The sequence below is a fragment of the Nocardia nova NBRC 15556 genome (assembly GCF_001613005.1).
Lineage (GTDB): Bacteria > Actinomycetota > Actinomycetes > Mycobacteriales > Mycobacteriaceae > Nocardia > Nocardia nova.
The window spans coordinates 17,646-37,385 of the sequence record NZ_BDBN01000062.1; the positions used below are offsets into that span (position 1 = coordinate 17,646).

Sequence of the window (19,740 nt, forward strand, 5' to 3'; positions counted from 1 at the left end):
CACCGGCGCGGACGCTCGATGACGGGTGTTCGAATGTCCAACTGCCGTCTATCCGTTTCCGTGGAGTAGGACGAAACCCGTGCCGACGAGAGCAGATAGAAGACGTTAATTCCCGGACCTCTTGGGTATGACGAAAAGCGCAGTCCGCAACTGTTACCGAAAGGAGGAACCCGATGATTATCGGTGATTTGTCTCAGATCGTGAACATGGTCGTGGGCTGGTTCGGCCAGATGCGCGGCGTGATCGGCATCTGACCCCGGTCCCTCACCTACCCGCCGAACCGCATGGGATGCGGTTGGGCGGGTGGTGGTCTGTCGAGATCGGAAAACCCACCAGCACAAGCCGTTTCGGACGCGGGGACCTTTTCCGGAGCGTCTTCGGCGCCTCACAGGTGGGCGGCGGCGAAGTCCGCAGCCTCATCCGCTATGGCGGTGTAGCTGGTCCGGTGCACTTTCCAGCTCGTGCCATGGGGGTCGCACACCGGGTCGTTCGCGGTGCAGGTGTCGTGAGTGCGGTCCGCATAGGGGCCGGTGACGCTGTGACCGATACCGCGAATCGGGTTGCCGAACAACAGGATCGCCGCGATCTTCGGCGCCACCGACGCGGGAAGGGTGGCCACGATCGGCCCGCCGACCTTCGCGCCCACGCTGCTGATGCCGATCGAATCGTCGACCACGTTCGCGCCTTGTGAGCAACCGACCAGGACGAAGCGCTGGTTCGGGCAGGCCTTCGCCGCGTCGGTCACATGTGTCACCAGGTAGCGATTGCGGCCCGGCGTCCACGTCCGGTCCTGCCACTGGCCACGCTGCGAGACGGCGACGAACCGGTCCTCCTAGCGGCCGGCTATCGTGCGCGCTCGCGCGACGATCGCCGACTCCCGCATTTCCCGGCCGTCGGCGGCGTGGAAGGCGACCACCGGAGACGAATACTCACGATCGTTTCGGTGCCATCGCTGTCGGGAACCGTCCGGTGACTTCGCTCGACGTCGACGATCCGCCCCACCACCACGACACCGCCCCGAGCGAAGCACAGACCGAATCGAGCCGCCTTGGCGCTCAGAGGCAGACCACCCACCCCGCCCCAGAGAAAGACCATAGCGACGAACCAGTAGCCCATGGCAGCTCCCCGCGACGCTCGTGGAACGAACTTCCAGACTGCCACACGGCGACTTCGGAAGAGCGGCAGATTGTTTCGACTCTTCACTCTGCCGGCGCATCGGCGAATAGTGACCCTGCCGCCACTGACTTGTAGCCGCCGTCCGCCTCGGCTGGCGCCGGAGAGACGAGCCGCTTCAGGGACCGCGCACCGCCCGCGCCCGGGGGCGGGATTGCCCACAAGCAGCCGATTTGCTCCAACAAGGGGGTAGTGAGGTAATCTCTTCGAGCACCCGCAAGCGGGAGCAACGGGCTGTGGCGCAGCTTGGTAGCGCACTTGACTGGGGGTCAAGTGGTCGCAGGTTCAAATCCTGTCAGCCCGACCGAGAAAATCCCCTCCGACCAGCGTCGGAGGGGATTTTTTGTGGGTGGGGACATGTCCGGAATTCGAGCCGATCTCACAGAAATCTCACGTTTTCGGACCGTCGCCGCGCGCCCACCGCTCGAGGACTTCCCGGTTGTCGGGGGCGGTCTCGGGGATGTCGATGTAGTGGGCTTTGGCCACCGCTTCGGTGTTGCCGAGCTGTCGCGCGGCCCGCTCGGGGTCACCGTAGGCGTTGTCGACCACCGTGGCGACCACTCGGCGGAACGTGCGTGGCGTCACCCAGGCGTAGTTCTCGCCCCGTGCGGCCCGCCACGCTCGTCCGAAGTTGTTGGGGTTGCGCAGTGAGCCGTTGCGGGCCGGAAACAGCACCGCGTGCGGGTTCGGCTGACCGGTCACCTCGAGGTCTTTCATCGCCTCCCGGCACGCTTGCACCGCATGCTCCGGTAGCAGCATCCTGCGCCAGCCGTGCACCGACTTGGGGAAGGGTTTGCGCGCCCATCCTCCCGTGCCGGACCCCTTCACTTCGACCAGTGTTCCGGTGACGTCGAGGTAGGGGATGTCAGCGTCGAGATTGATGTCCTCCAGGCGGACGGCGAAGACCTCGTGCGGTCGCAGGCCGGTGCCGCAGATCAGATCCACGACCCACACCACCGACCAGTCGCGCGGTGGGCCGCAGGTGTAAGCCTGAGTGCCGGGAATCGCTTCACCGGACGCCCATGCGCGCACCTGTGCCCGAAAGCCCGGCAGGGCGTCCTGGTCCAAAACTTTGCCGCGGGCGCGCGTGGTGCGCCGGGTGAATGCGCTCACGCCGTCGATCGGGTTGGTGTCGATGGCGCCGTGGCGCACCGCGATCTGCATCATCGCGCGCAGGATTATCTTGTGCTGCTTGGCCTTACGGCGCAGGCCGGCTCCGACGAGGCGCTTGAGATGGCGGTCCAGTTCGCCTGACGTGGCCTGCCACATCTGCAGGTTCCCGACAGAATTCTCGATCTTGATCGTCTTCGGATCCGCGCGTTTGTCGGTCGACACATAGATCTCTCGCCGATAGTCCTCCACGTTGCCCTCGGTATAGGCCTCATCGGCTTCGAGGTCCGAAAGAAGCTCGGCTGCAAGCTCGATCAGCTTCGTACTGCGAGTGATGCGGCGGTATCCGAGTTGCTCTCTATAGTCGCGCATCGCCTCGGCGAGTCGGTTGCTCGCGTCGTCGGAGCTACGCCCGATCCTTTCGATCTGAGTCGAGCCGCTCGCGCCGTAGAAGCGAACCGTCGTGCGCCAGCGACCGTTCGGCTGCCTTTTCGGCTTGGTCGGCACACCGAACGTGCCTACCGGCTTCGGTAACCGGCCTCCCACTTTCACCTCCGCAAATCAGGATCGGCGCGCATAGCTGACCGATCAGTCAGTGAACTTTCGAAACGTCGGCCCGAGGGGGCAGACAATCGGCGTCCTCAGCTCGTCAACGTGGAAAGCTCTGAGACACCGAAGAATTCATGGGCAGAAGCCTGCCGACAGCATCGACGCTCTGCAAGCACGCGAAAGTTGCTATGAGATAGCTGTACGCCAGGTGTCGTCAGGTAGGGGAGGGTCCAGCGGTATGCGATCAACCTGGCGATCGGCGCTGGCCTCCGCCCTCGTCTACTCGGCTTTGCTCCCAGCGCAGTAGATCCGACAGGCGATAACGTCTGTATCGGCCCATGCGTGCGAAGCGTGGGCCGCGTTCCGCGGCTGCCCAGCTGGCCAAAGTCTTCTTGGGAATCTTCAGACGCTCGGCGACCTCATCGGTGCTGAGCCATACTTCGTCATCTCCCATGGTCGCCTCGGTCGGCATCACTCGAATGAAAAACTCTGCCGGCCAGGCAAAGCCAGGGATCGAGAGGAATGGCGCGTGCGGAACGTCCCTGAGACGTGACCTCGCGCTGCCGGCGCTTGACGGAATGGGGAAGGCTCCCGAAGGCGGCGCCGCGGGGTGGCTCATCGGCGGTCTTGGAGCGGAAGCCTGCGGCGATCGTGCTCAGGCAATGACGCGTGCGTGTGCATTCGGGACTGGTGCTGCAATTTACACAGCGAAGATCCTGGAGTCGCAACATAGAAAGGCCTCGATTCGGTTCTGATCGAGTCCCTCGCTCTACGCCAGATGAGATTGAGGATTCCATCGGTGTTTCCAAAAGGGAAGGGGTTTTGTCGATCTGGGCCGCCTTCTTGGGCGACCCTCAGGCGATCGATTCAACTCGGCGCTCGTCAAATTCCCGACTGTCGTCCCCGGCGACCGCGCGGCTCGGCGCCGCTTGTACTACAAGGGCCGCCGCGCCGCAGGCGATAGAGCGGTAACCGCACACGAGAGGTCGCTGGTTCGAAACCAGCTGGGACCACTTTATTTGTGCAGGTCAGCAGTCGTTTTGTGTACTCCGGTCACGCCTAGTGCAACATCGTGCGATAGTCAAGTCGTTCGATTGTGCTGCTACCGGGTCTCGCATGGTGGGTAGCGGCCCGTCGGCGATAGTTCATCGGACGGTGTCGCGGCTTACGCGGGCGCGTTGCCGCCGCGGTGACGGAAAAGAACGTCCGTCGGCGCCTGAGGAGAGTGATCGAGCGCCTGGCCGTCCCTCTCCCAAGAGTCGGTTGGAGCGGACGGTACGGGGCCGGTTCCCTGTTCATGGGGCACCGTCCGGCAAGTTCGGTGTCCACCTTGCTCTTGAGGTTCCAAGGCGTTATTGCCCGCGGGCGGCCCGCCTCGGCGGCCGGCACGGCAGCCGGACGCGCGGTTGAAGGCGTCGGCCGCCGGCCGAGTTCATCTGTCCCGGCCTCGAGTTCCCGGTTCCGGGGGATGCTCGACTCGGTCACTAAAGGCTCTTCGGGCCATATACTGGAGGAGCCAGCGCGACGGGGCTCCGCGAAAAATCGACGTGTCGGAACGGCGCCGATGGCCGAGAAGGATTCTGTGGTAGCGGGGAGCGATCCTCCCGCGGCGATGATCGCCGAACTGCGAGCGGTCGGCTTCGAGGACGCACAGGTGATCGGCCGGGGCGGATTCGGTGTCGTATACAGGTGTCGGGAAAAGGCTTTGGGCCGCATCGTCGCGGTGAAGGTGCTCACCTCCGTGTCCGACTACGGCGGTGAGAATCTCGCCCGGTTCCTGCGTGAACAGCAGGCCATGGGTGGGCTTCCCGAACACCCCAACATCGTTCAGATCCTGCAGGTGGGCACGACCGGGCACGGGCACCCCTTCCTGGTCGTTCCCTATTATGCCCGGGGATCCCTGGAGCAGCGGATCCGGCAGTCGGGACCGTTGTCGGTGGCGCAGTCGCTGCGCGTCGCGGTCAAGCTCGCGGGTGCGCTGGAGACGGTGCATCGCGCGGGGATCTTGCATCGAGACATCAAGCCGGGCAACGTTCTTCTCACCGACTATGGCGAACCGCAGCTGACCGATTTCGGCATCGCGCGCATGGAGGGTGGCTTCGCGACCATGACGGGTGTGGTGACCGGCTCGCCGGCCTTCACCGCACCCGAGGTGTTGCGCGACGGCACGCCGTCAGTGGTCTCGGATGTGTATGGTCTGGGCGCGACCCTTTTCTGCATGCTCACCGGGCACGCGGCCTATCAGCGGCACTCCGGGGAGCGGCTGATTGCCCAATTCCTGCGCATCGCCGAGGAGCCGGTTCCCGATCTGCGTCCCACCGGAATGCCCGGCGACATCTGCGAATTGATCGAAGCGAGTATGTCCGCTGCCCCCGCGACCCGGCCCGAGTCGGCGCTCGCATTCGGCAACCAGGTGCGTCAACTGCAACGCGATCACGAACTGCCTGTCGACGAGATGGCGATACCGCAGCTCGGTCCGGGCATCACATTGGAAGGTGCCGCCGATACCGGCCGGGCGACGGTCTCGGTTCCCTTCGCCCGAACCGGAACGTCGGTCACGCCTCCGACCGCGGAGACCAGGTTCTACCCCGCGCGCTCACCGCGCCGGCTGGTCGCTCGCCCGCGGCTGCTGGAGGTGCTCGACGCCGATCCGTGGCCTCGGCTGATCGTGGTGCACGCACCGGCCGGATTCGGCAAATCGACCTTGGCCGCGCAGTGGGGTCAGCGCCTGATCGAGCGCGGGGTCGCCGCGTGCTGGCTCAATATCGACGATGACGACAACAACCCGGCATGGTTCCTCCTGCATCTGATCGAGGCCGTCCGCCACGCACGCCCGGCACTGGCCGCCGATCTCGACCGCATCGTCGAAGAACACGGTGCCGGCGTGGCGCGATATGCGCTGACCACGTTGATCAATCGAATCCATGCCGGCGGTGAACGTCTGGTCGTGTTCATCGAGGACTGGCACCTGGTGACTGACACCGACACCACGGCGGCGCTGCGGCTGCTGCTCGACAACGGCTGTCATCATCTGCAGCTGCTGGTCACCAGCCGGGAGGTGATCGGACTTCCGCTGTCCGCGTTGCGGGTTCGTGACGAATTGATCGAAATCGATTCTACGACATTGCGTTTCGACGATGCCGAGGCCGCTGAATTCCTCTCCCGGTTCAACGGCCTGACATTGGGCGATCGCGAGGTAGGCCGGTTGTGTTCCGGGACCGACGGCTGGATCGCGGGCCTGCAGCTGGCGTCGATATCGTTGCGCGGGACGCGGGACCCGGCGGCCGCGATCTCGGAGATCTCGGGGCGGCATCAGGCTATCGGCGAATACCTCACGGATAGCGTTCTCGATGCGCTCGCGCCCGAATTGCTGACCTCCCTCCTGGAAACCGCTGTCGCCGAGCGGATTTGCGGACCGTTGGCCTCCGCGCCCACCGGACGACCCGACGGGCAGGCGATGCTGGAGGATATCGAGCGCCGGGATCTGTTTCTGCGCCGCATCGATGAGGGCGGGCGGTGGTTCCGCTACCACCATCTGTTTTCCGACTTCCTGCGGCAGCGGCTGGAACGCGATCGGCCCGAACGTATCCCGGAACTGCATTCTCGGGCCGCACACTGGTTTGCCGACAACAACATGCTCAGCGAGGCCGTCGATCACGCCTTGGCCGCCGGCGAGCCGAAGCTGGCGGTGCGATTGGTGTCCGAACATGCGCGAGATGCCATCCAGCATTCCCAGCTGACCACCCTGACCGCACTCGCCGACAAACTCCCGCCTACGCAGGCGGACGTCGATACCGATCTGCAACTGGCGCTCGCGTGGGCGGCCGTGCTCCTGCGCCGGCCGCACCGGATGCATACTGCCGTCGAACTGGCGATCGCAGGCGCTTCGGCGAACGATGATTTGCCACAGCGAGATTCGAACCTCGTCGTAGAGGCGAATCTTGTGCGGTGCGTCGCGAGGGCCCTCTCCGACCATCTCGAAGGAGTCGACGCCATCGTCGAGCAGTGCTGTGCACGCGCCAATACCCTGGACCCGTTCGTGCTGTGCGCGGCCGCCGACCTGGGCGCGTTCGCCGCCCTGCACCGTTTCGACTACGACCGGGTCCACGAATGGCATCGGTGGGGCCGGACCTATTTCCAGTACGTCGCCGGCGCGCTGAGCGTGATGTACAGCCACTGCTTCGCCGGGATGGCGGCCCGCGAACAGCTCGACACCGCTACCGCCGAGGACCATTTCCGCACTGCCCTGCAGGTGGCGCGCACCACCGCCGGGGAGAATTCGCTGACGGTGCGGCTGGCGTCGGCGATCCTGGGCGACTTTCACTACGAACAGGGCGATATCGACGAGGCGGAGCGACTGCTCGAGGCGAGCATCGAAGTCGGATTCGAGGGTGGGACAGTCGATTTCCTGCTGGCCGCCTACGGAACCTCCGCCCGGCTCGCGGCCGCGCGCGGGGATCGGACGAAGGCCCGCGAGCGGCTGGCCGAGGGCGCGGAAGTCGCCGAAACTCACGGCCTGCCGCGGTTGGCGGCCCGCATCACCCTGGAGCACGCTCGGCTGGGTGCCGCGGTACTCCCTGCCGAGAACCCTGGTGCACCGGGTGACGACGGCATCGCGATCGTGACCCGGGAACTGCTGGAGGAGGCCGCGATTCGTACGTTACTGCGCGACGATCCGGTCGGCGCGACCGTGCGAGCGGCTGCGCTGCGCCAATCGATCGACGGCGAGGCTCGCCCCCGTGCTGCCCTGTATTCCACTGTGCTGTACACGCATTGCCTGCTCGCGACCGGCCAACGCGACGCAGCCGAACCGTTACTGGCCGGGGCACTGCGCCGCTGCGCGCAAGCGAACATCGTCGCACCGTTGTTCGACGAAGGTCCCGACGTGCTGTCCGAAATCCGCCGCCTTACCGTCGAATTCACCCGAGACCGACACGCGCCGAACAGTTTCTCGCTGCCGCGCGCATTTCTCGACCGCCTCGCCCGGCCGCTGTAGGACTGCCCCGCACAGCTGATCGGTAACCCTTCGACGGATTGTCAGGTGGGGCGCAGCTGGGTGAATGCTGCGGCCAGCGCCAGCAATCGGTCGGTCAACTCGAGTGCGCCGGGTTCGTCGGTGCCGGCGGTCAGCCATTCCGTCACAGGTGGTGGCCACTCCTGGCCAGGCACCACCTCCGCCTGCTCTCCCGAACCGTTCGTGGGCGCCACTACCCCCTCCATCGACGCCACCACCCGCATCGCCTGGGATTTCTTCCAGGCGCACGCACTGCCCGGGTGATCGGGCAAATGCGGGGTTGCTTGCGGCCGTGCCCATCACTCGAGACGGGCGATATCACGCCAGCGAGCATGTGCGGCCGACGTCCATTCGGCCCGGAGGTCGCGCAGCCGCTTGGCTGCGCGTTGTCCGCGCCAGTCGGGCAGCAGGACCTCTGGTAGCCGAGGATCGACATAGGTCATGCGGCGCAGTGCGTCCGCGAGTTCCACGTGGTTAAACAGCAGTTCGTCATCCGATCCGAAGGTGTGCGAATCGAAGCGTTCGAGCAGCGCGTCGTAGGCGTCCTCCGCAGCGTCAAGGTCCCAGGACCGCCGCACCAATTCTTCTTCGGAAATTCCTGCGGCAGCGGTGGTTCCGATGAACGACACCGTGTTGGCGGTCAAGCCGAGGGCATCGATCGCCTTCGCCGCCTCGGCGGCGCGTCCGGTATGGGGGGTGACCCACACGCCGGGCGTCGGGTTCCCGAAACCCGCCCAGCGCAGCGCGGCATAGAGTTTCTTACGCGTCGAGCGGTGTGATTCGGGGATCGGTACGTTGACGACGAGCCACCGGCCGTCCCATTGGGTGGTGTCGATATCGGTGGAGAACACGCGCACATCTCCCTCGGTGAACAGGCGATGCGCCTTGTCGGTGAGGGTCCACAGTGTTTCGCGTCCGTCGCGGCGCGCGGCGATCAGCCCCGACGATCCTGTGCGCGCGATGGCCTGCCTGCCCGCGTGCGCGCCGAAACCCAGCCCGTTCATGACATACAGCAGCGCGGCGGTGCGGACCGGCTGCCCATACGGTTCGACGAGCTCACCGAGCACGGTGATGAGCACCGACCGTGCGCTGCGGGTCGATGGAGCGTCTTTCGCGGAGGTCGGCGGATCGGCGTCGGTCATAGGGCCCATCGTTGCGCAACGGTGCGATGTGATGTGAGCGAGGCCCACCCATCGTGCGGGGCTCCGGTTCTCGCGCGATCACACGTCCGTCGTCAACGTCTCGATCTGTTGCCGTGGTCTCCGCACCAGTCTCGAAGGACGGACAGGGTATCGGCGCCGGGGATTCGGGGCGTTGAATACGTCGCGCCGGGCATATCGGCGAATCGTGGTGCCGCCGCGGGCTGTCGCTGACCGAAGGCCTCGACCACGGTGCCGCGCGCGGCGATCTGCGGGTGATGGGGAACCTCGGCCAGCGACAGCACCGGTGTTACGCAGGCGTCGAGATCAGCGAAGGTGGCCGCCCACGCGTCCCGCTCGCGAGTGCGGAAGATACGTGCGAAACAGTCTCGGACGCTGGGCCATTCGCTCCGGTCGTACTGGTCAGGAAGGTCGGCGGCGTCGAGACCGAGGCCGATGAGCAGACGGGCGTAGAAGACCGGTTCGACGGCGCCGACCGCGATATACCGCCCGTCGGCACATTCGTAGGTGTCGTAGAACGGGGCCCCGCCGTCGATGACGTTCGTGCCGCGCTCGGGCGACCACAGATCGTTCTCCGTCAGGGTCCAGAACATCGACATCAGCGCGCTCACCCCGTCCACCATCGCGATATCGAGCACCTGGCCGGTTCCCGTCCGGGTGCGAGAGTGCAGTGCCGCGAGTATGCCGAGCACCGCCAGCATCGAACCGCCGCCGAGGTCGGCGACCAGATTGAGCGGCGCGAGCGGCCGCTCGCCCGGGCGCCCGATGGCGTTCAGCGCACCGCTGAGGGCCAGGTAATTGATGTCGTGCCCGGCTCGGGATGCCAGTGGCCCATCCTGACCCCAACCGGTGACCCGGGCGTAGATCAGCCGTGCGTTGCGTTCGGCGCAGATATCCGGGCCGATCCCGAGTCGTTCGGCCACACCGGGCCGGTAACTCTCGATCAACACGTCTGTCTTCTCGACCAGATTCAGCACTGTGGCCAAGTCGTCGGGGTCCTTCAGATCGGCGCTGACGGAGCGGCGATTGCGTAGCACCGCGTCCTTGTCCACCGGAACCAATTGTGTTACGCCGCCGGGCCTTTCGACGCGTACCACATCGGCGCCGAGATCGGCCAGCAGCATGGCGGCGTGTGGTGACGGACCGATGCCGGCCAGTTCGACCACACGTAGTCCGGTGAGTACACGCTCCATCGAATCCTCCTGAAACTCTTCCATCGTTTGACACTTCTGTCTACGATCTATCAAATAACGTATCATCTGAACAAGGTTGCGGCGACGCCCGTCGAGCGTCTGCGGTGCGACCGTCCACGAGGCCGAGGGGCTGAATATGAGCGAACTGGATCCGACGGTCATGTCGGCACTGCGCGCGGTGGCCGACGATCCGACCACGTACGTGCAGGGGTGGAAGGCGCGATGCGGGAAGATGGCGATTGCTTCGTTCCCGATGAACTTTCCGGCCGAACTCGTCCACGCGGCCGGCGCGCTGCCGGTGATCGTCCAGGACGATCCGACCCCGATCACCGGGGGTCGCAGCCTGCTGGCCGAGTTCTACTGCGGCTATACCCGCAGCGTCGCCGACCAGGCGGCGCGCGGCAGCCTCGATGTCTTCGACGCGTTCGTCGCCGCCGATCACTGTGTGCAACTGCTCGGCGCGGTCGACGTGATTCGCTGGGCGCGGCCCGACAAGCCGGTGCATTTCGCCCAGTTCACCAGCGCGATGGACGATGCGTGGACCAAACCGCGGGTCGAGGGTCGAATCGAGGAACTGAAACAGGAGATCGAAAAAGTCCTCGGTACCGAGATCACGACATCGGCGCTGGCGGCGAGTATCGCGCTGTTCAATGAGAACCGGGGGTTGCTTCGCGGCCTCTACGACTTGCGCCGGTCCGGCCGCGCCCGTATCACCGCTTCCGATATGCAGGTGCTGATCAAATCCAGCATGGTGATGGATATCGAAGAACACACGGCGCTGTTGGAACGGCTACTGACACAGCTCGATCCGGCCGCGCAACCCCGCGCCGATCTGGTTCGTCTTCATCTGTCGGGACACTTCTGTCACGCTCCGCGACCGGAAATCCTCGACGTGATAGAGGAATCGGGCGCCCTCGTCGTCGATGACGATCTCTACACCGGGTTCCGCTACATCTCCACCGATGTGCCGCAGGCCGGCGATCCGCTGCAGGCGTTGTCGCAGTGGTATCTCGACCGTAACCGGACCGCGCCCTGCCCGACCCGCGTGACCACCGACGTCGACTGGGACACCTACCTGATCGACTCGCTCCGCCGCAGCCGCAGCGACGGTGTCGTCGTGCTGATGGCGAAATTCTGCGAGCCGCACATGCTCTATTACCCCGAGCTGCGCAAGGCCCTCGAGGCACACGGAATTCCGTTGCTGCTGCTGGAAACCGAACACGAGGGCAATCCGGTCGAAACGCTGCGCACCCGGGTGGAGACGTTCGTCGAACGCGTTCGTCGCCAACCGGCGGCTGTCGGGTCCTGAATATTCATTACGCACAAAGGAATTCGCCATGACGACTCAACAATCCAGCACCGAGAAGGCCAACCGGCTGAGCAGCACCCGAGCGGGCGGCCGCATGGTGGCCGACTATTGGGACAACATCTTCACCGCCAAGGAGCGGGGTAAACATGTCGTCTGGTACAACGGCGCCGCGATGAACCCGTTGTTCCAAGCAGCCGGTTTGGAATGGTGCCACGGCGAGGCGTTCGCCGCCCGCCTGGCCGCCCAACACCTGGAGGGGCCCGCGCAGGCGGCGGGCGCCGAATACGGCTACATCGGCGAGCTGTGCTCCTATGCGAGAACGCATCTGGGGTGTGCCGTGCTGACGCATCAAACGGTCAGCGGGCAGTCGACCGGTGTGGTCGGCATGGTCGATCAGCAGGAGCTGGCGGCCAAGTTGCCCGCGCCGGATTTCTTCGTCAACGGTTACGCCGGCTGCAGCACCGGTCAGCAGTGGGATGCGATGACCTATCGTGTCTTCGACCGCAAACTTCCGCTGTTCAACGTGTCGATGCCGATGCTGTGGGGAAACAAGCCCGACGCCGGATATATGCGAGGCGAAGAGTGGACCGAGGTGAGCCGGTATGTGGAAGGGCAGCTACGGGAGCTGATCGGCTTCCTCGAACACCAGACCGGCCGCCAGTTCGATTGGGATGCGTTGAGCGAGAGCATGTTCTACATCAAGCGCGCCTCCGAGCTGCGTTTGGACGGGATGGCGTTGTGCGCGCAGGCGCCGACTCCGGCGACCTACTGGGATTGGGTGGCCAGTATCGCGCCGATCAATTTCCTGCCCGGCAACCAGGCTCTCGTCGACTATTTCGCCGGGGTGAAGGCCGAAATCGAACAGCGGCTCGCCGACGGTGTGAGCGCGGTGGCCGACGAGCGTTATCGCGTGTACTTCGACGGCATCATGAATTGGAACAAGCTCGGTTTCCTCACCCGCAAGTTCGCCGAGTACGACGTGGCCGTGGTCGCCGGCCGCTATACCCACGAATCCTTCTGGCAGGAGCCGCAGCTCATCGATCCCGATAATCCGTTGCTCGGAATGGCGCAGCACTATCTGCTGTGCCCGCTCAACCACGGCCTGAAGAATTTGCAGGAGTTGTTGTTGCGCCGTCTCGATGAATACGCGATCGACGGCATCGCCTTCCACTCGACCCGCACCTGCCGCGCGATGACCAACCCGCAGGCGATGCTCGCCCGCACTGCCGAACAGGAGCGCGGCGTGAAGTCGTTCTTCTTCGAAGGCGACGTCGCCGACGCCTCGTTCTACAACGACGAACTGTTCGACAGCCGGCTCGAGGCCATGCTGGAAGCCATCGACGTCCAGCGAATGAAGTCGGCGGTGTAGGCGATGACCGGTATGTGCGGGAGTGCGTCGTGACTACCGGCAACTGGTTCGTCATGGGCGTCGACCTCGGCTCGACGACGGCCAAAGCGGTCGTCGTCGATTCGACCGGAGCGCTCTGCGGTGCGGATGTCGTGCAGATGGGCGCGGTGAGTCCGGCCGCGGTCGCCCGCGCGATCGATGGCGCGCTGGGTGCCGCCGGGGTGCGGTCCGATGCCATCCGCCGGACGATAAGTACGGGCTACGGCCGCAAACTGGTTCCCGGCGCCGACCGTAGCTTCACCGAGATCACCTGTCACGCCCGCGGTGCGGCGGCGCTGCGGCCGGGAGTGCGGCTGGTGATCGATATCGGCGGACAGGACAGCAAGGCCATCATCGTCGACGACGAGGGGCTGGTGGATCGGTTCGCCATGAACGACCGCTGCGCCAGCGGGACCGGGCGTTTCTTCGATGTGCTGGCCCGGGCACTGGAAGTCGACGTCGGCGAGGTGGGGGAGCTGGCGCTCTCCGGTTCCGACGACCTCGAAGTGAGCAGCATGTGCGCGACTTTCGCTGAGACGGAAGTTATTTCGCTGCTGGCGCAGGGTCGCGCGAAAACCGATATCGCGGCGTCGGTGCACAAGGCTGTCGCGGCGCGCACCCTCGGACTGGTGGCGCAGGTGGGAAAGGCGATCCCGGCCGTGATGACCGGTGGCGTGGCGAAGAACGCGGCCGCCCTGCACTACGTCTCGCGGGCCCTCGGCGGGCCGGTCGAACTACTCGAACAGCCTCAGATCGCCGGTGCCTACGGGGCCGGCCTGCTCGCCCGCGATGAATATCTCGGCGCCGCCGAATCGCCCGCCCCTCGCGACGGAGCGGCTGAAAAGCGCATGGCGGCAACGGCTTCCGCCGCTACACCGCACTGTCTGGAATGTGACGGCCAACTCGATCACGCATCGCACCGCGGGCCGACAACACTCGAACTGCGAAGGAGTATCCGATGAATCAGGCGACGACCGAGATCCAGGTACCGGCTACGGCCGAGTCGACGGTGTACATCGTGGGCGGCACCGGCGGTGTCGGCCTCGAGGTCGCGCGCCGATTCGTCGCGGCCGGCACGCAGCGGATCGGGCTGGTCGGCCGCAATCGCGAACGCGGCGAGAAGGCCGCGGATCATATCCGCTCCCTCGCACCGGGTGTGTGGTCGCTGTTCGTCGCCGGTGATGTGAACGATCCGGCCGAAGCCGGGCGGGTGACCGACGAATTGCGCGCCGGGCTGGGGAGCGCCGACATTCTGATCAACAGCACGACCAGCTCGTTCACGCCGCGGCTTTTCCACGACACGGCTCCGGGAGACGTGCCCGACATGCTGCTGCAGCAGGCGCTCGGGCCGATCAACATGTGCCGTGCGGTGCTGCCGGATATGCGTGCGCAACGCGGCGGCGCCATCGTCAATGTGGCGTCTGATGCCGCCAAGGTGCCGACGCCGGGTGAGTCGGTCCTGGGCGCCGCAATGGCGGCCATTGTCTCCTTCACCAAGACGTTGGCCATGGAGGCCAAACGCGACGGTGTGCGTGTCAATGCCGTCACACCGTCCTTGATCCGCGACACCGGCGCCTACGACCGTGTGATGGCCGAGCCGTTCAGCGCCAAACTCTTCGAAAAGGCCGCTCGTGCGGCATCTCTCGGCGTTGCGGAACCGATCGATCTCGCCGAGCTCATCATTTTTCTCTGCAGTCCCCAAGCTCGTCGGATCACCGGCCAAGCGGTGAGTCCCAACGGGGGCATCTCGGCGGGATGACGAACCGCCCGGTGTTTTGGTCTGAACATTAAAAATATTTGACAATTCTGTTGATAGTAGAGCCGAATTCGTACTACATTCGATGTGACCGGCGCCATACCTCGTCAGCGCCGCGCCACCCTCGGTGGCATACGGATTCACAGCATCATTCACACCGCACAGCCGAAGGCGGATCGCACGATGACCCTCACACAATCCTTCTGGCCGGCTTCGACAAGCACGGGCGTTCGCGACATCACGCTCGGTGATCTGCTTCGCGAGGCCGCGGCCACGGTGCCCGACCGAATGGCACTCGTCGACGGCACCCCCGATCCGGCCGGTCGCCGAGAGTGGACGTACCGCGAACTGCTCACCGACGTCGAGGCCGTCGCCCGGGCGCTGATCACGCATTTCGCCCCCGGCGAGCGGATCGCGGTCTGGGCCCCCAACAGTGCGGACTGGGTGATCCTGCAGCAGGCGATCGCGATGTCCGGGATGGTGGTGGTCGGCATCAACCCCGCCTACCGGGCGCACGAGCTCGAATACATCCTGCGGCAATCGCGTGCCGCCGGGCTGTTCTTCCGTGAGAGCTATCGCGGGACGGACCTGCGCAGCGTCTTCGGCGACATCGCCGCAGCCCTGCCCGACCTTCGCAAGGTGGTGCAGACCGGCCAGTGGCAGGAATTTCTCGCCACCGCCGATCCGGCCGCGGAACTTCCCGCCGTGTCACCCACCGACCCGGTGCAGATCCAATACACCTCCGGCACGACCGGGTTCCCCAAGGGTGCGCTGCTGCACCACAAGGGCATCGTCAACGAGGCGACCTTCGTCTTCGAACGCGCCGGAGGGGCGGGACCGGTGGTGTGCGTCAACGCGATGCCGATGTATCACATCGGAGGCGGGGGAGTCACCGAACTCGGTACGTTCGCCGCGCACGGGACATATGTGGTGCTGCCCGGATTCGATGCCGCGCTCATGCTCGAGATGCTCGAAACCTACCGGGGCACACACTCTTTGATGGTTCCGACGATGCTCATCGCGCTGCTGGAACATCCGGATTTCGGCAAGCGCGATCTGTCCAGTGTGCACACGATCATGTCCGGTGCCGCCGCCGTCCCGCAAGCTCTCGTCGAGCGCGTGATCGCCCGGCTCGGCTGCTGCTTCACGATCCTGTTCGGGCAAAGCGAGATGCATGGCGTGATCAGCCAGACCCGCATCACCGACGATCCGGTCGACCAGGCCGGCACGGTGGGCCAGCCGCTGCCGGAACTCGAGGTCAAGATCATCGATCCGGTCTCCGGCGACGTTGTCGCGATCGGTGAGTCGGGCGAAATCTGTTGCCGCGGTTACCAGAACATGCTCGGCTACTCCGATATGCCCCAGGAGACCGCCGCCGCGATCGACGCCGAGGGCTGGCTGCACATGGGCGATCTGGGCACCATGGACGGCCGGGGATTCCTGCGAATCACCGGCCGCCTCAAGGACATGATCATCCGCGGCGGCCTCAACATTTACCCGCGCGAAATCGAGGAACTGCTCTTTCAGCATCCGGCGCTGGTCGAAGCCGTCGTCGTGGGTGTGCCCGACGAGAAGTGGGGTGAGCAGATCGGGGCGGTGCTGCGCGCCGAGGATCCGGACAATCCGCCGGACGTCGCGGATTTGAAGCTCTGGTGCCGCGAACGAATCGCCGCACACAAGACGCCATCGCTGTGGTACTTCACCACCGAACTTCCGATGACGCCCTCGGGCAAGATTCAAAAGTTCCGTGTCCAGGACGATATCGCCTCGGGGCGCCTGGTCCCGGCGTCGTCGTTGACGCCGGTCACAGACTGACGGCCGGCTCAGACGAAATCGGCCACGAGGCGGTTGAACTCGTCGGCGCGTTCGATCTGGGTCCAGTGACCGCATCGGGAGAACACGTGCAGATCGGCGTCGGGCAGCAGGTGCACCATGTTCCACGAGACATCGACGGGCACGACGCGATCCTCGCGGCCGTGGATCAGCAGGGTGGGAACGGTGATGGCGCGGACCTGCTCCTCGGTGATACCGAGTTGACTTCCGGCGTGGTCGGGGTGGAAGAACATCGTGCGGTAGGCCTCGTGTGCGCCCGGCGCGGCGCTGGCTTCGTATCGGATCCGGACGAGCTCGTCGGTGATCATCGACTTGTCGACCGCGAAGTAGTCGCGCAGCAGGTCCCGCATCGCCTGATGTGACGGTTCGTAGCCGCGCAGTGCCTCGAGCCCTTCGGTCATCGTCATGCCGACGCCCGGTGAGCCCATGAGGACGAGGCGGTCCAGGCGGCTCTGGTCGTCCTCGGCCATCTGCATCGCGATGCGGCCGCCGAGCGAATTCCCGACCACCGAGGTCTTCTCGATGCCGAGCGCGTCCAGGAATTTCCACGCGTGGTCGGTCCAGGTGCGCAGCGAGTAGCGCACATCCGCGGGGCGTTCGGTCAGGCCGAAGCCGACCAGGTCGAGCGCGACGACTCGCGACGAGCGGGCCAGCGCCGGCAGGGCGTGGTGCCAATTCGCCCACGCGGACACCCCCGGGCCCGAACCATGCAGCAGCAGAACGGTTTTCCCGTCCCCGGCGTCGTGATAGTGCGTCGATACTCCGTCGACGTCGATGAACCGGCCGGTTTCGAGTGTCGTTGTCGCGGTCATCAGTTCGTTGTCTCCTTCATCGGTGAGCGGCCCTCGAGGTCCCTGCTGAGCAGCATCAGATCCCGGAGGTCGTCGGGGTGGGCGGCCGCGCGGCGGTAGTACGCCAGTTCTGTCTCCAGCTCCCGGCGGTCGCTGATCTGTGAGATGAGGTGGTGGCGCGCGGCGCTCATGGGTGCGGCGTGGTCGTCGAAGACGCGCTTGCGGTCGCGCGCGTACTCGTCGAGTACGCCGTCCCCGGCCTGTCCGGTGACCACCGCCCTCAGTGCGTCGATCAGGTGGAAGGCGTCGAAGAATGCGGTGATCGGGCTGAGACCGGTGATGCGGTTGGTGACGTGGGCGGCCTCGCCCGCGAGCAGAACGCGACCGAGCCGGTAGGTCGGCGCGGTGCGCTGATGCATGCGCGCGCAACGGTTTTCGAGGATGCGGGCGGGGGCATCGCCCAGGATGTTGCGGAGGGCATCCGAAAGCCGGTCGGCGACACCGGCTTCCGGCAGTGTCGATGGTTCGGCGAAGGTATAGCGCCAGCAGTTGTCGTCGGCGCGCTGCACGACCGCGCCGTAGCGGGCGTCCACTTGGAGAGTGGTGGCGGCGTATCCCTGCCGTGCCAAGTCCGCCTCGACCAGTGCCGTGACACAGCGCTCCGGCCAGGTGTATCCGGGAAATCCCAGCCCCAGTCCGCGGCGGACCGCGCTGCGCGTGCCGTCGGATCCCACCACCCAGTCGGCGCGCAACCGGTGCGCGCCCGTGGCATCGTCGAAGGCGAGCTCTACGCCGTCGCCGAATCGAGTGATTTCCGACAGCCGGACATCGCGCAGCACTCGGACGCTGGGCTGCCCGGCCAGATGCCGTACCAGAATCCGGCACAGCGCGGCCTGGTCTATGTGCAGGGTGAACGGAAAAGGCGTGACGGGTGCCAAGGCGCCGAGGTCGAAGTCGAGCCGCTCGCCGGTGCGCAACACCCGCAGGCACCAGCGTGCGGATGTGAATCCGGTTCGCAAGGCATCGTCGAGGACTCCGAGCCGGTCGAGGCCCGGGAGGACCGACCAGTCGTGGGCGCAGTGCGCCGCCGCGATGTCGTCGCACCCGGTGTCGGCGACCATCACGTCGATACCCGCGCGCGCCAATCCCAAGGCGGTGGTCAATCCGGTGAGATCCGCTCCTGCAACCACCACCTGCACGTCATTCATACGGACACCCACTGGCGTCGAATACTGTTGTGCAAGTGGCAATTCCGGTCGGCGCCCGCAGGAATGCGGAACCGTTCGCGGCGTGGATGGCATGCGCGGTCGGCGCGTCGATCGCTGCCATGGTTTGCGCGGAGCGCAGGAAGCCGGCGGCCCCCTCGAGCTGGCCGGGAATGAACGGGTAATCGGTACCGAGCATGACGTGATCGGAGCCGAACCGCTCGACCAGCAGGCTCAGGTGCGCGGGATCGAAGACCAGCGAATCGACCCAGAGCGAGCGGACCAGCTCCTGAACCCGGTCCTCATCCGCGTCGAGCCAGATCTTCGCACCCAGACGAAGGCGGGGATATGCCCACGGAAACGTTCCGCACCCGTGCGCCAGCGCTACACGCAGCTTCGGGAAGCGTTCGAGTACACCACCGAATATCAGGGCCGTCGCGGCGACGGCCGTATCGGTGATCATGCCGAGCCCGAAGTCGTACGGTTGCCCGCCACGGTGGATCACCCCACCCCCGCCGTCGGTCGGATGCACGAACACCGCCGCACCCAGCGACTCGGCGGCCTCGAAGAAGGGCAGGAAGCCGGGGGAGTCCAGATCCTGGCCGGCGATCCGGGTGCCGATCTCGACGCCGGACAGGCCGAGTTCGACCATCACACGCTCGAGCTCCGCGACGGCCGCCGCCGTATGCGGTAACGGCACGGTGCCCAGCCCGGCGAGCGACCCTCCGGATCGGGCGACAGCGGCGGCGATCGAGTCGTTGGTGGCCCGAGCGCAGGCCACACCCACGGTCTGGTCGGCCCAGTAGGCCAGCATCACCGGTACCGGCGAGATGAGCTGCACCCCGATACTCGCGGCGTCGAGTTCGCCGATGCGTTCGTCGACATCCCACAACACCGAGCGAACCCTTCGAAACAGTTTGTCTCCCAGCATGACCGAGCCACCGCCACGGGCATCTCGGTGCAGCGTGGGCCAGCGCGGATCGCGGAGACCGGGCAGGCGTTCGGTCATGTCGAGACCGAAGTAATGGGCGTGTGTATCGACACCGGCGGTCGAAATCGTGTGCTTGGTGGTCAGGTCCACGTCGTATCCGAATCCTGGGGCGGGAGGCTGTCCTGGCGGTTCGGAAACTAATCGGATGCGTGCGCGGCGGGTATGGCCGGTTCCGGGGGCCGGAACCGGGCGATCGCCCGCGGGGTGACGACAGTCACGATAGGGAGTACACAGGAAATCGAATCGCCTCACCCGAGGCTCGAGGTACA

General features: G+C 65.7%; 15 protein-coding genes and 1 tRNA gene. 7 read left to right on the forward strand and 9 right to left on the reverse strand.

Going from position 1 to position 19,740, the window contains the following annotated elements; all coding sequences use genetic code 11:
• Positions 1-385: 385 nt before the first annotated feature.
• Positions 386-745 (reverse strand): cutinase family protein, encoded by a 360-nt coding sequence (locus NN2_RS23680; protein WP_245658830.1) that lies wholly within the window; start codon positions 743-745, stop codon positions 386-388.
• A gap of 658 nt (positions 746-1,403) precedes the next feature.
• Here NN2_RS23680 and NN2_RS23685 point away from each other — a divergent pair.
• A tRNA-Pro gene (locus tag NN2_RS23685) sits at positions 1,404-1,477 on the forward strand.
• Between the two features lie 86 nt (positions 1,478-1,563).
• On the opposite strand, the gene NN2_RS23690 is transcribed toward NN2_RS23685, so the two are convergent.
• Both NN2_RS23690 and NN2_RS39125 read right to left on the reverse strand, forming a co-directional pair.
• The gene (locus tag NN2_RS23690; RefSeq protein ID WP_156511434.1) at positions 1,564-2,655 is read right to left on the reverse strand and encodes a site-specific integrase; all 1,092 of its coding nucleotides are present in this window, start codon (positions 2,653-2,655) and stop codon (positions 1,564-1,566) included.
• A gap of 421 nt (positions 2,656-3,076) precedes the next feature.
• Entirely contained in the window at positions 3,077-3,451 is a 375-nt protein-coding gene (locus NN2_RS39125; protein ID WP_369689968.1) for a helix-turn-helix domain-containing protein, read from the reverse strand.
• A 963-nt stretch (positions 3,452-4,414) separates the two neighbouring features.
• Between NN2_RS39125 and NN2_RS23695 the strand changes: the two genes are divergently transcribed.
• On the forward strand, positions 4,415-7,828 hold the full coding sequence (locus NN2_RS23695) for a serine/threonine-protein kinase (protein WP_169812443.1): 3,414 nt from the start codon (positions 4,415-4,417) through the stop codon (positions 7,826-7,828).
• Positions 7,829-7,869: 41 nt separating this feature from the next.
• Here the strand turns inward: NN2_RS23695 and NN2_RS37395 are convergent, their stop codons facing one another.
• The 3 genes from NN2_RS37395 to NN2_RS23705 all read right to left on the reverse strand — a co-directional run bounded on the left by NN2_RS37395 (position 7,870) and on the right by NN2_RS23705 (position 10,199).
• On the reverse strand, positions 7,870-8,040 hold the full coding sequence (locus NN2_RS37395) for a hypothetical protein (protein ID WP_156511436.1): 171 nt from the start codon (positions 8,038-8,040) through the stop codon (positions 7,870-7,872).
• Positions 8,041-8,145: 105 nt separating this feature from the next.
• Complete coding sequence (locus tag NN2_RS23700) at positions 8,146-8,988, reverse strand: PaaX family transcriptional regulator (protein ID WP_063016042.1); 843 nt, start codon at positions 8,986-8,988, stop codon at positions 8,146-8,148.
• A gap of 92 nt (positions 8,989-9,080) precedes the next feature.
• Positions 9,081-10,199: a CaiB/BaiF CoA transferase family protein gene (locus NN2_RS23705; RefSeq protein WP_063016074.1), complete on the reverse strand. Its 1,119-nt coding sequence runs from the start codon at positions 10,197-10,199 to the stop codon at positions 9,081-9,083.
• Between the two features lie 136 nt (positions 10,200-10,335).
• Between NN2_RS23705 and NN2_RS23710 the strand changes: the two genes are divergently transcribed.
• The 5 genes from NN2_RS23710 to NN2_RS23730 all read left to right on the forward strand — a co-directional run bounded on the left by NN2_RS23710 (position 10,336) and on the right by NN2_RS23730 (position 16,466).
• A complete protein-coding gene (locus tag NN2_RS23710) occupies positions 10,336-11,508 on the forward strand; it encodes a 2-hydroxyacyl-CoA dehydratase subunit D (RefSeq protein WP_063016043.1) in 1,173 nt (390 codons plus the stop codon).
• 28 nt (positions 11,509-11,536) lie between these two features.
• Complete coding sequence (locus NN2_RS23715) at positions 11,537-12,877, forward strand: 2-hydroxyacyl-CoA dehydratase subunit D (RefSeq protein ID WP_063016044.1); 1,341 nt, start codon at positions 11,537-11,539, stop codon at positions 12,875-12,877.
• 53 nt (positions 12,878-12,930) lie between these two features.
• The gene (locus tag NN2_RS23720; protein WP_063016075.1) at positions 12,931-13,857 is read left to right on the forward strand and encodes an acyl-CoA dehydratase activase; all 927 of its coding nucleotides are present in this window, start codon (positions 12,931-12,933) and stop codon (positions 13,855-13,857) included.
• Complete coding sequence (locus NN2_RS23725) at positions 13,854-14,654, forward strand: SDR family NAD(P)-dependent oxidoreductase (RefSeq protein ID WP_063016045.1); 801 nt, start codon at positions 13,854-13,856, stop codon at positions 14,652-14,654. The genes NN2_RS23720 and NN2_RS23725 overlap by 4 nt, the downstream gene beginning before the upstream one ends.
• A gap of 180 nt (positions 14,655-14,834) precedes the next feature.
• Positions 14,835-16,466 carry an AMP-binding protein gene (locus NN2_RS23730; protein ID WP_063016076.1) on the forward strand — a complete coding sequence of 544 codons (1,632 nt, stop codon included), beginning with the start codon at positions 14,835-14,837 and terminating at the stop codon, positions 16,464-16,466.
• A gap of 8 nt (positions 16,467-16,474) precedes the next feature.
• Here the strand turns inward: NN2_RS23730 and NN2_RS23735 are convergent, their stop codons facing one another.
• From NN2_RS23735 to NN2_RS23745, 3 genes are read right to left on the reverse strand one after another with little or no spacing between them, the layout of a single operon-like run.
• Positions 16,475-17,296: an alpha/beta fold hydrolase gene (locus tag NN2_RS23735; RefSeq protein WP_063016046.1), complete on the reverse strand. Its 822-nt coding sequence runs from the start codon at positions 17,294-17,296 to the stop codon at positions 16,475-16,477.
• On the reverse strand, positions 17,296-18,483 hold the full coding sequence (locus tag NN2_RS23740) for an FAD-dependent oxidoreductase (protein WP_063910855.1): 1,188 nt from the start codon (positions 18,481-18,483) through the stop codon (positions 17,296-17,298). Before NN2_RS23740 ends, NN2_RS23735 begins: the two co-directional genes overlap by 1 nt.
• Positions 18,476-19,723, reverse strand: coding sequence for an amidohydrolase family protein (locus NN2_RS23745; RefSeq protein WP_245658832.1), 1,248 nt, complete (start codon positions 19,721-19,723; stop codon positions 18,476-18,478). The genes NN2_RS23740 and NN2_RS23745 overlap by 8 nt, the downstream gene beginning before the upstream one ends.
• Positions 19,724-19,740: the final 17 nt, after the last annotated feature.

Excerpts from the sequence above, each read along its gene's own strand:
- NN2_RS23690 (WP_156511434.1), bottom strand. The coding sequence starts at position 2,655 with ATGCGCGACTATAGAGAGCAACTCGGATACCGCCGCATCACTCGCAGT.
- NN2_RS39125 (WP_369689968.1), bottom strand. The coding sequence starts at position 3,451 with ATGAGCCACCCCGCGGCGCCGCCTTCGGGAGCCTTCCCCATTCCGTCA.
- NN2_RS23700 (WP_063016042.1), bottom strand. The coding sequence starts at position 8,988 with ATGACCGACGCCGATCCGCCGACCTCCGCGAAAGACGCTCCATCGACC.
- NN2_RS23705 (WP_063016074.1), bottom strand. The coding sequence starts at position 10,199 with ATGGAGCGTGTACTCACCGGACTACGTGTGGTCGAACTGGCCGGCATC.
- NN2_RS23710 (WP_063016043.1), top strand. The coding sequence starts at position 10,336 with ATGAGCGAACTGGATCCGACGGTCATGTCGGCACTGCGCGCGGTGGCC.
- NN2_RS23715 (WP_063016044.1), top strand. The coding sequence starts at position 11,537 with ATGACGACTCAACAATCCAGCACCGAGAAGGCCAACCGGCTGAGCAGC.
- NN2_RS23720 (WP_063016075.1), top strand. The coding sequence starts at position 12,931 with ATGGGCGTCGACCTCGGCTCGACGACGGCCAAAGCGGTCGTCGTCGAT.
- NN2_RS23725 (WP_063016045.1), top strand. The coding sequence starts at position 13,854 with ATGAATCAGGCGACGACCGAGATCCAGGTACCGGCTACGGCCGAGTCG.
- NN2_RS23730 (WP_063016076.1), top strand. The coding sequence starts at position 14,835 with ATGACCCTCACACAATCCTTCTGGCCGGCTTCGACAAGCACGGGCGTT.
- NN2_RS23735 (WP_063016046.1), bottom strand. The coding sequence starts at position 17,296 with ATGACCGCGACAACGACACTCGAAACCGGCCGGTTCATCGACGTCGAC.
- NN2_RS23740 (WP_063910855.1), bottom strand. The coding sequence starts at position 18,483 with ATGAATGACGTGCAGGTGGTGGTTGCAGGAGCGGATCTCACCGGATTG.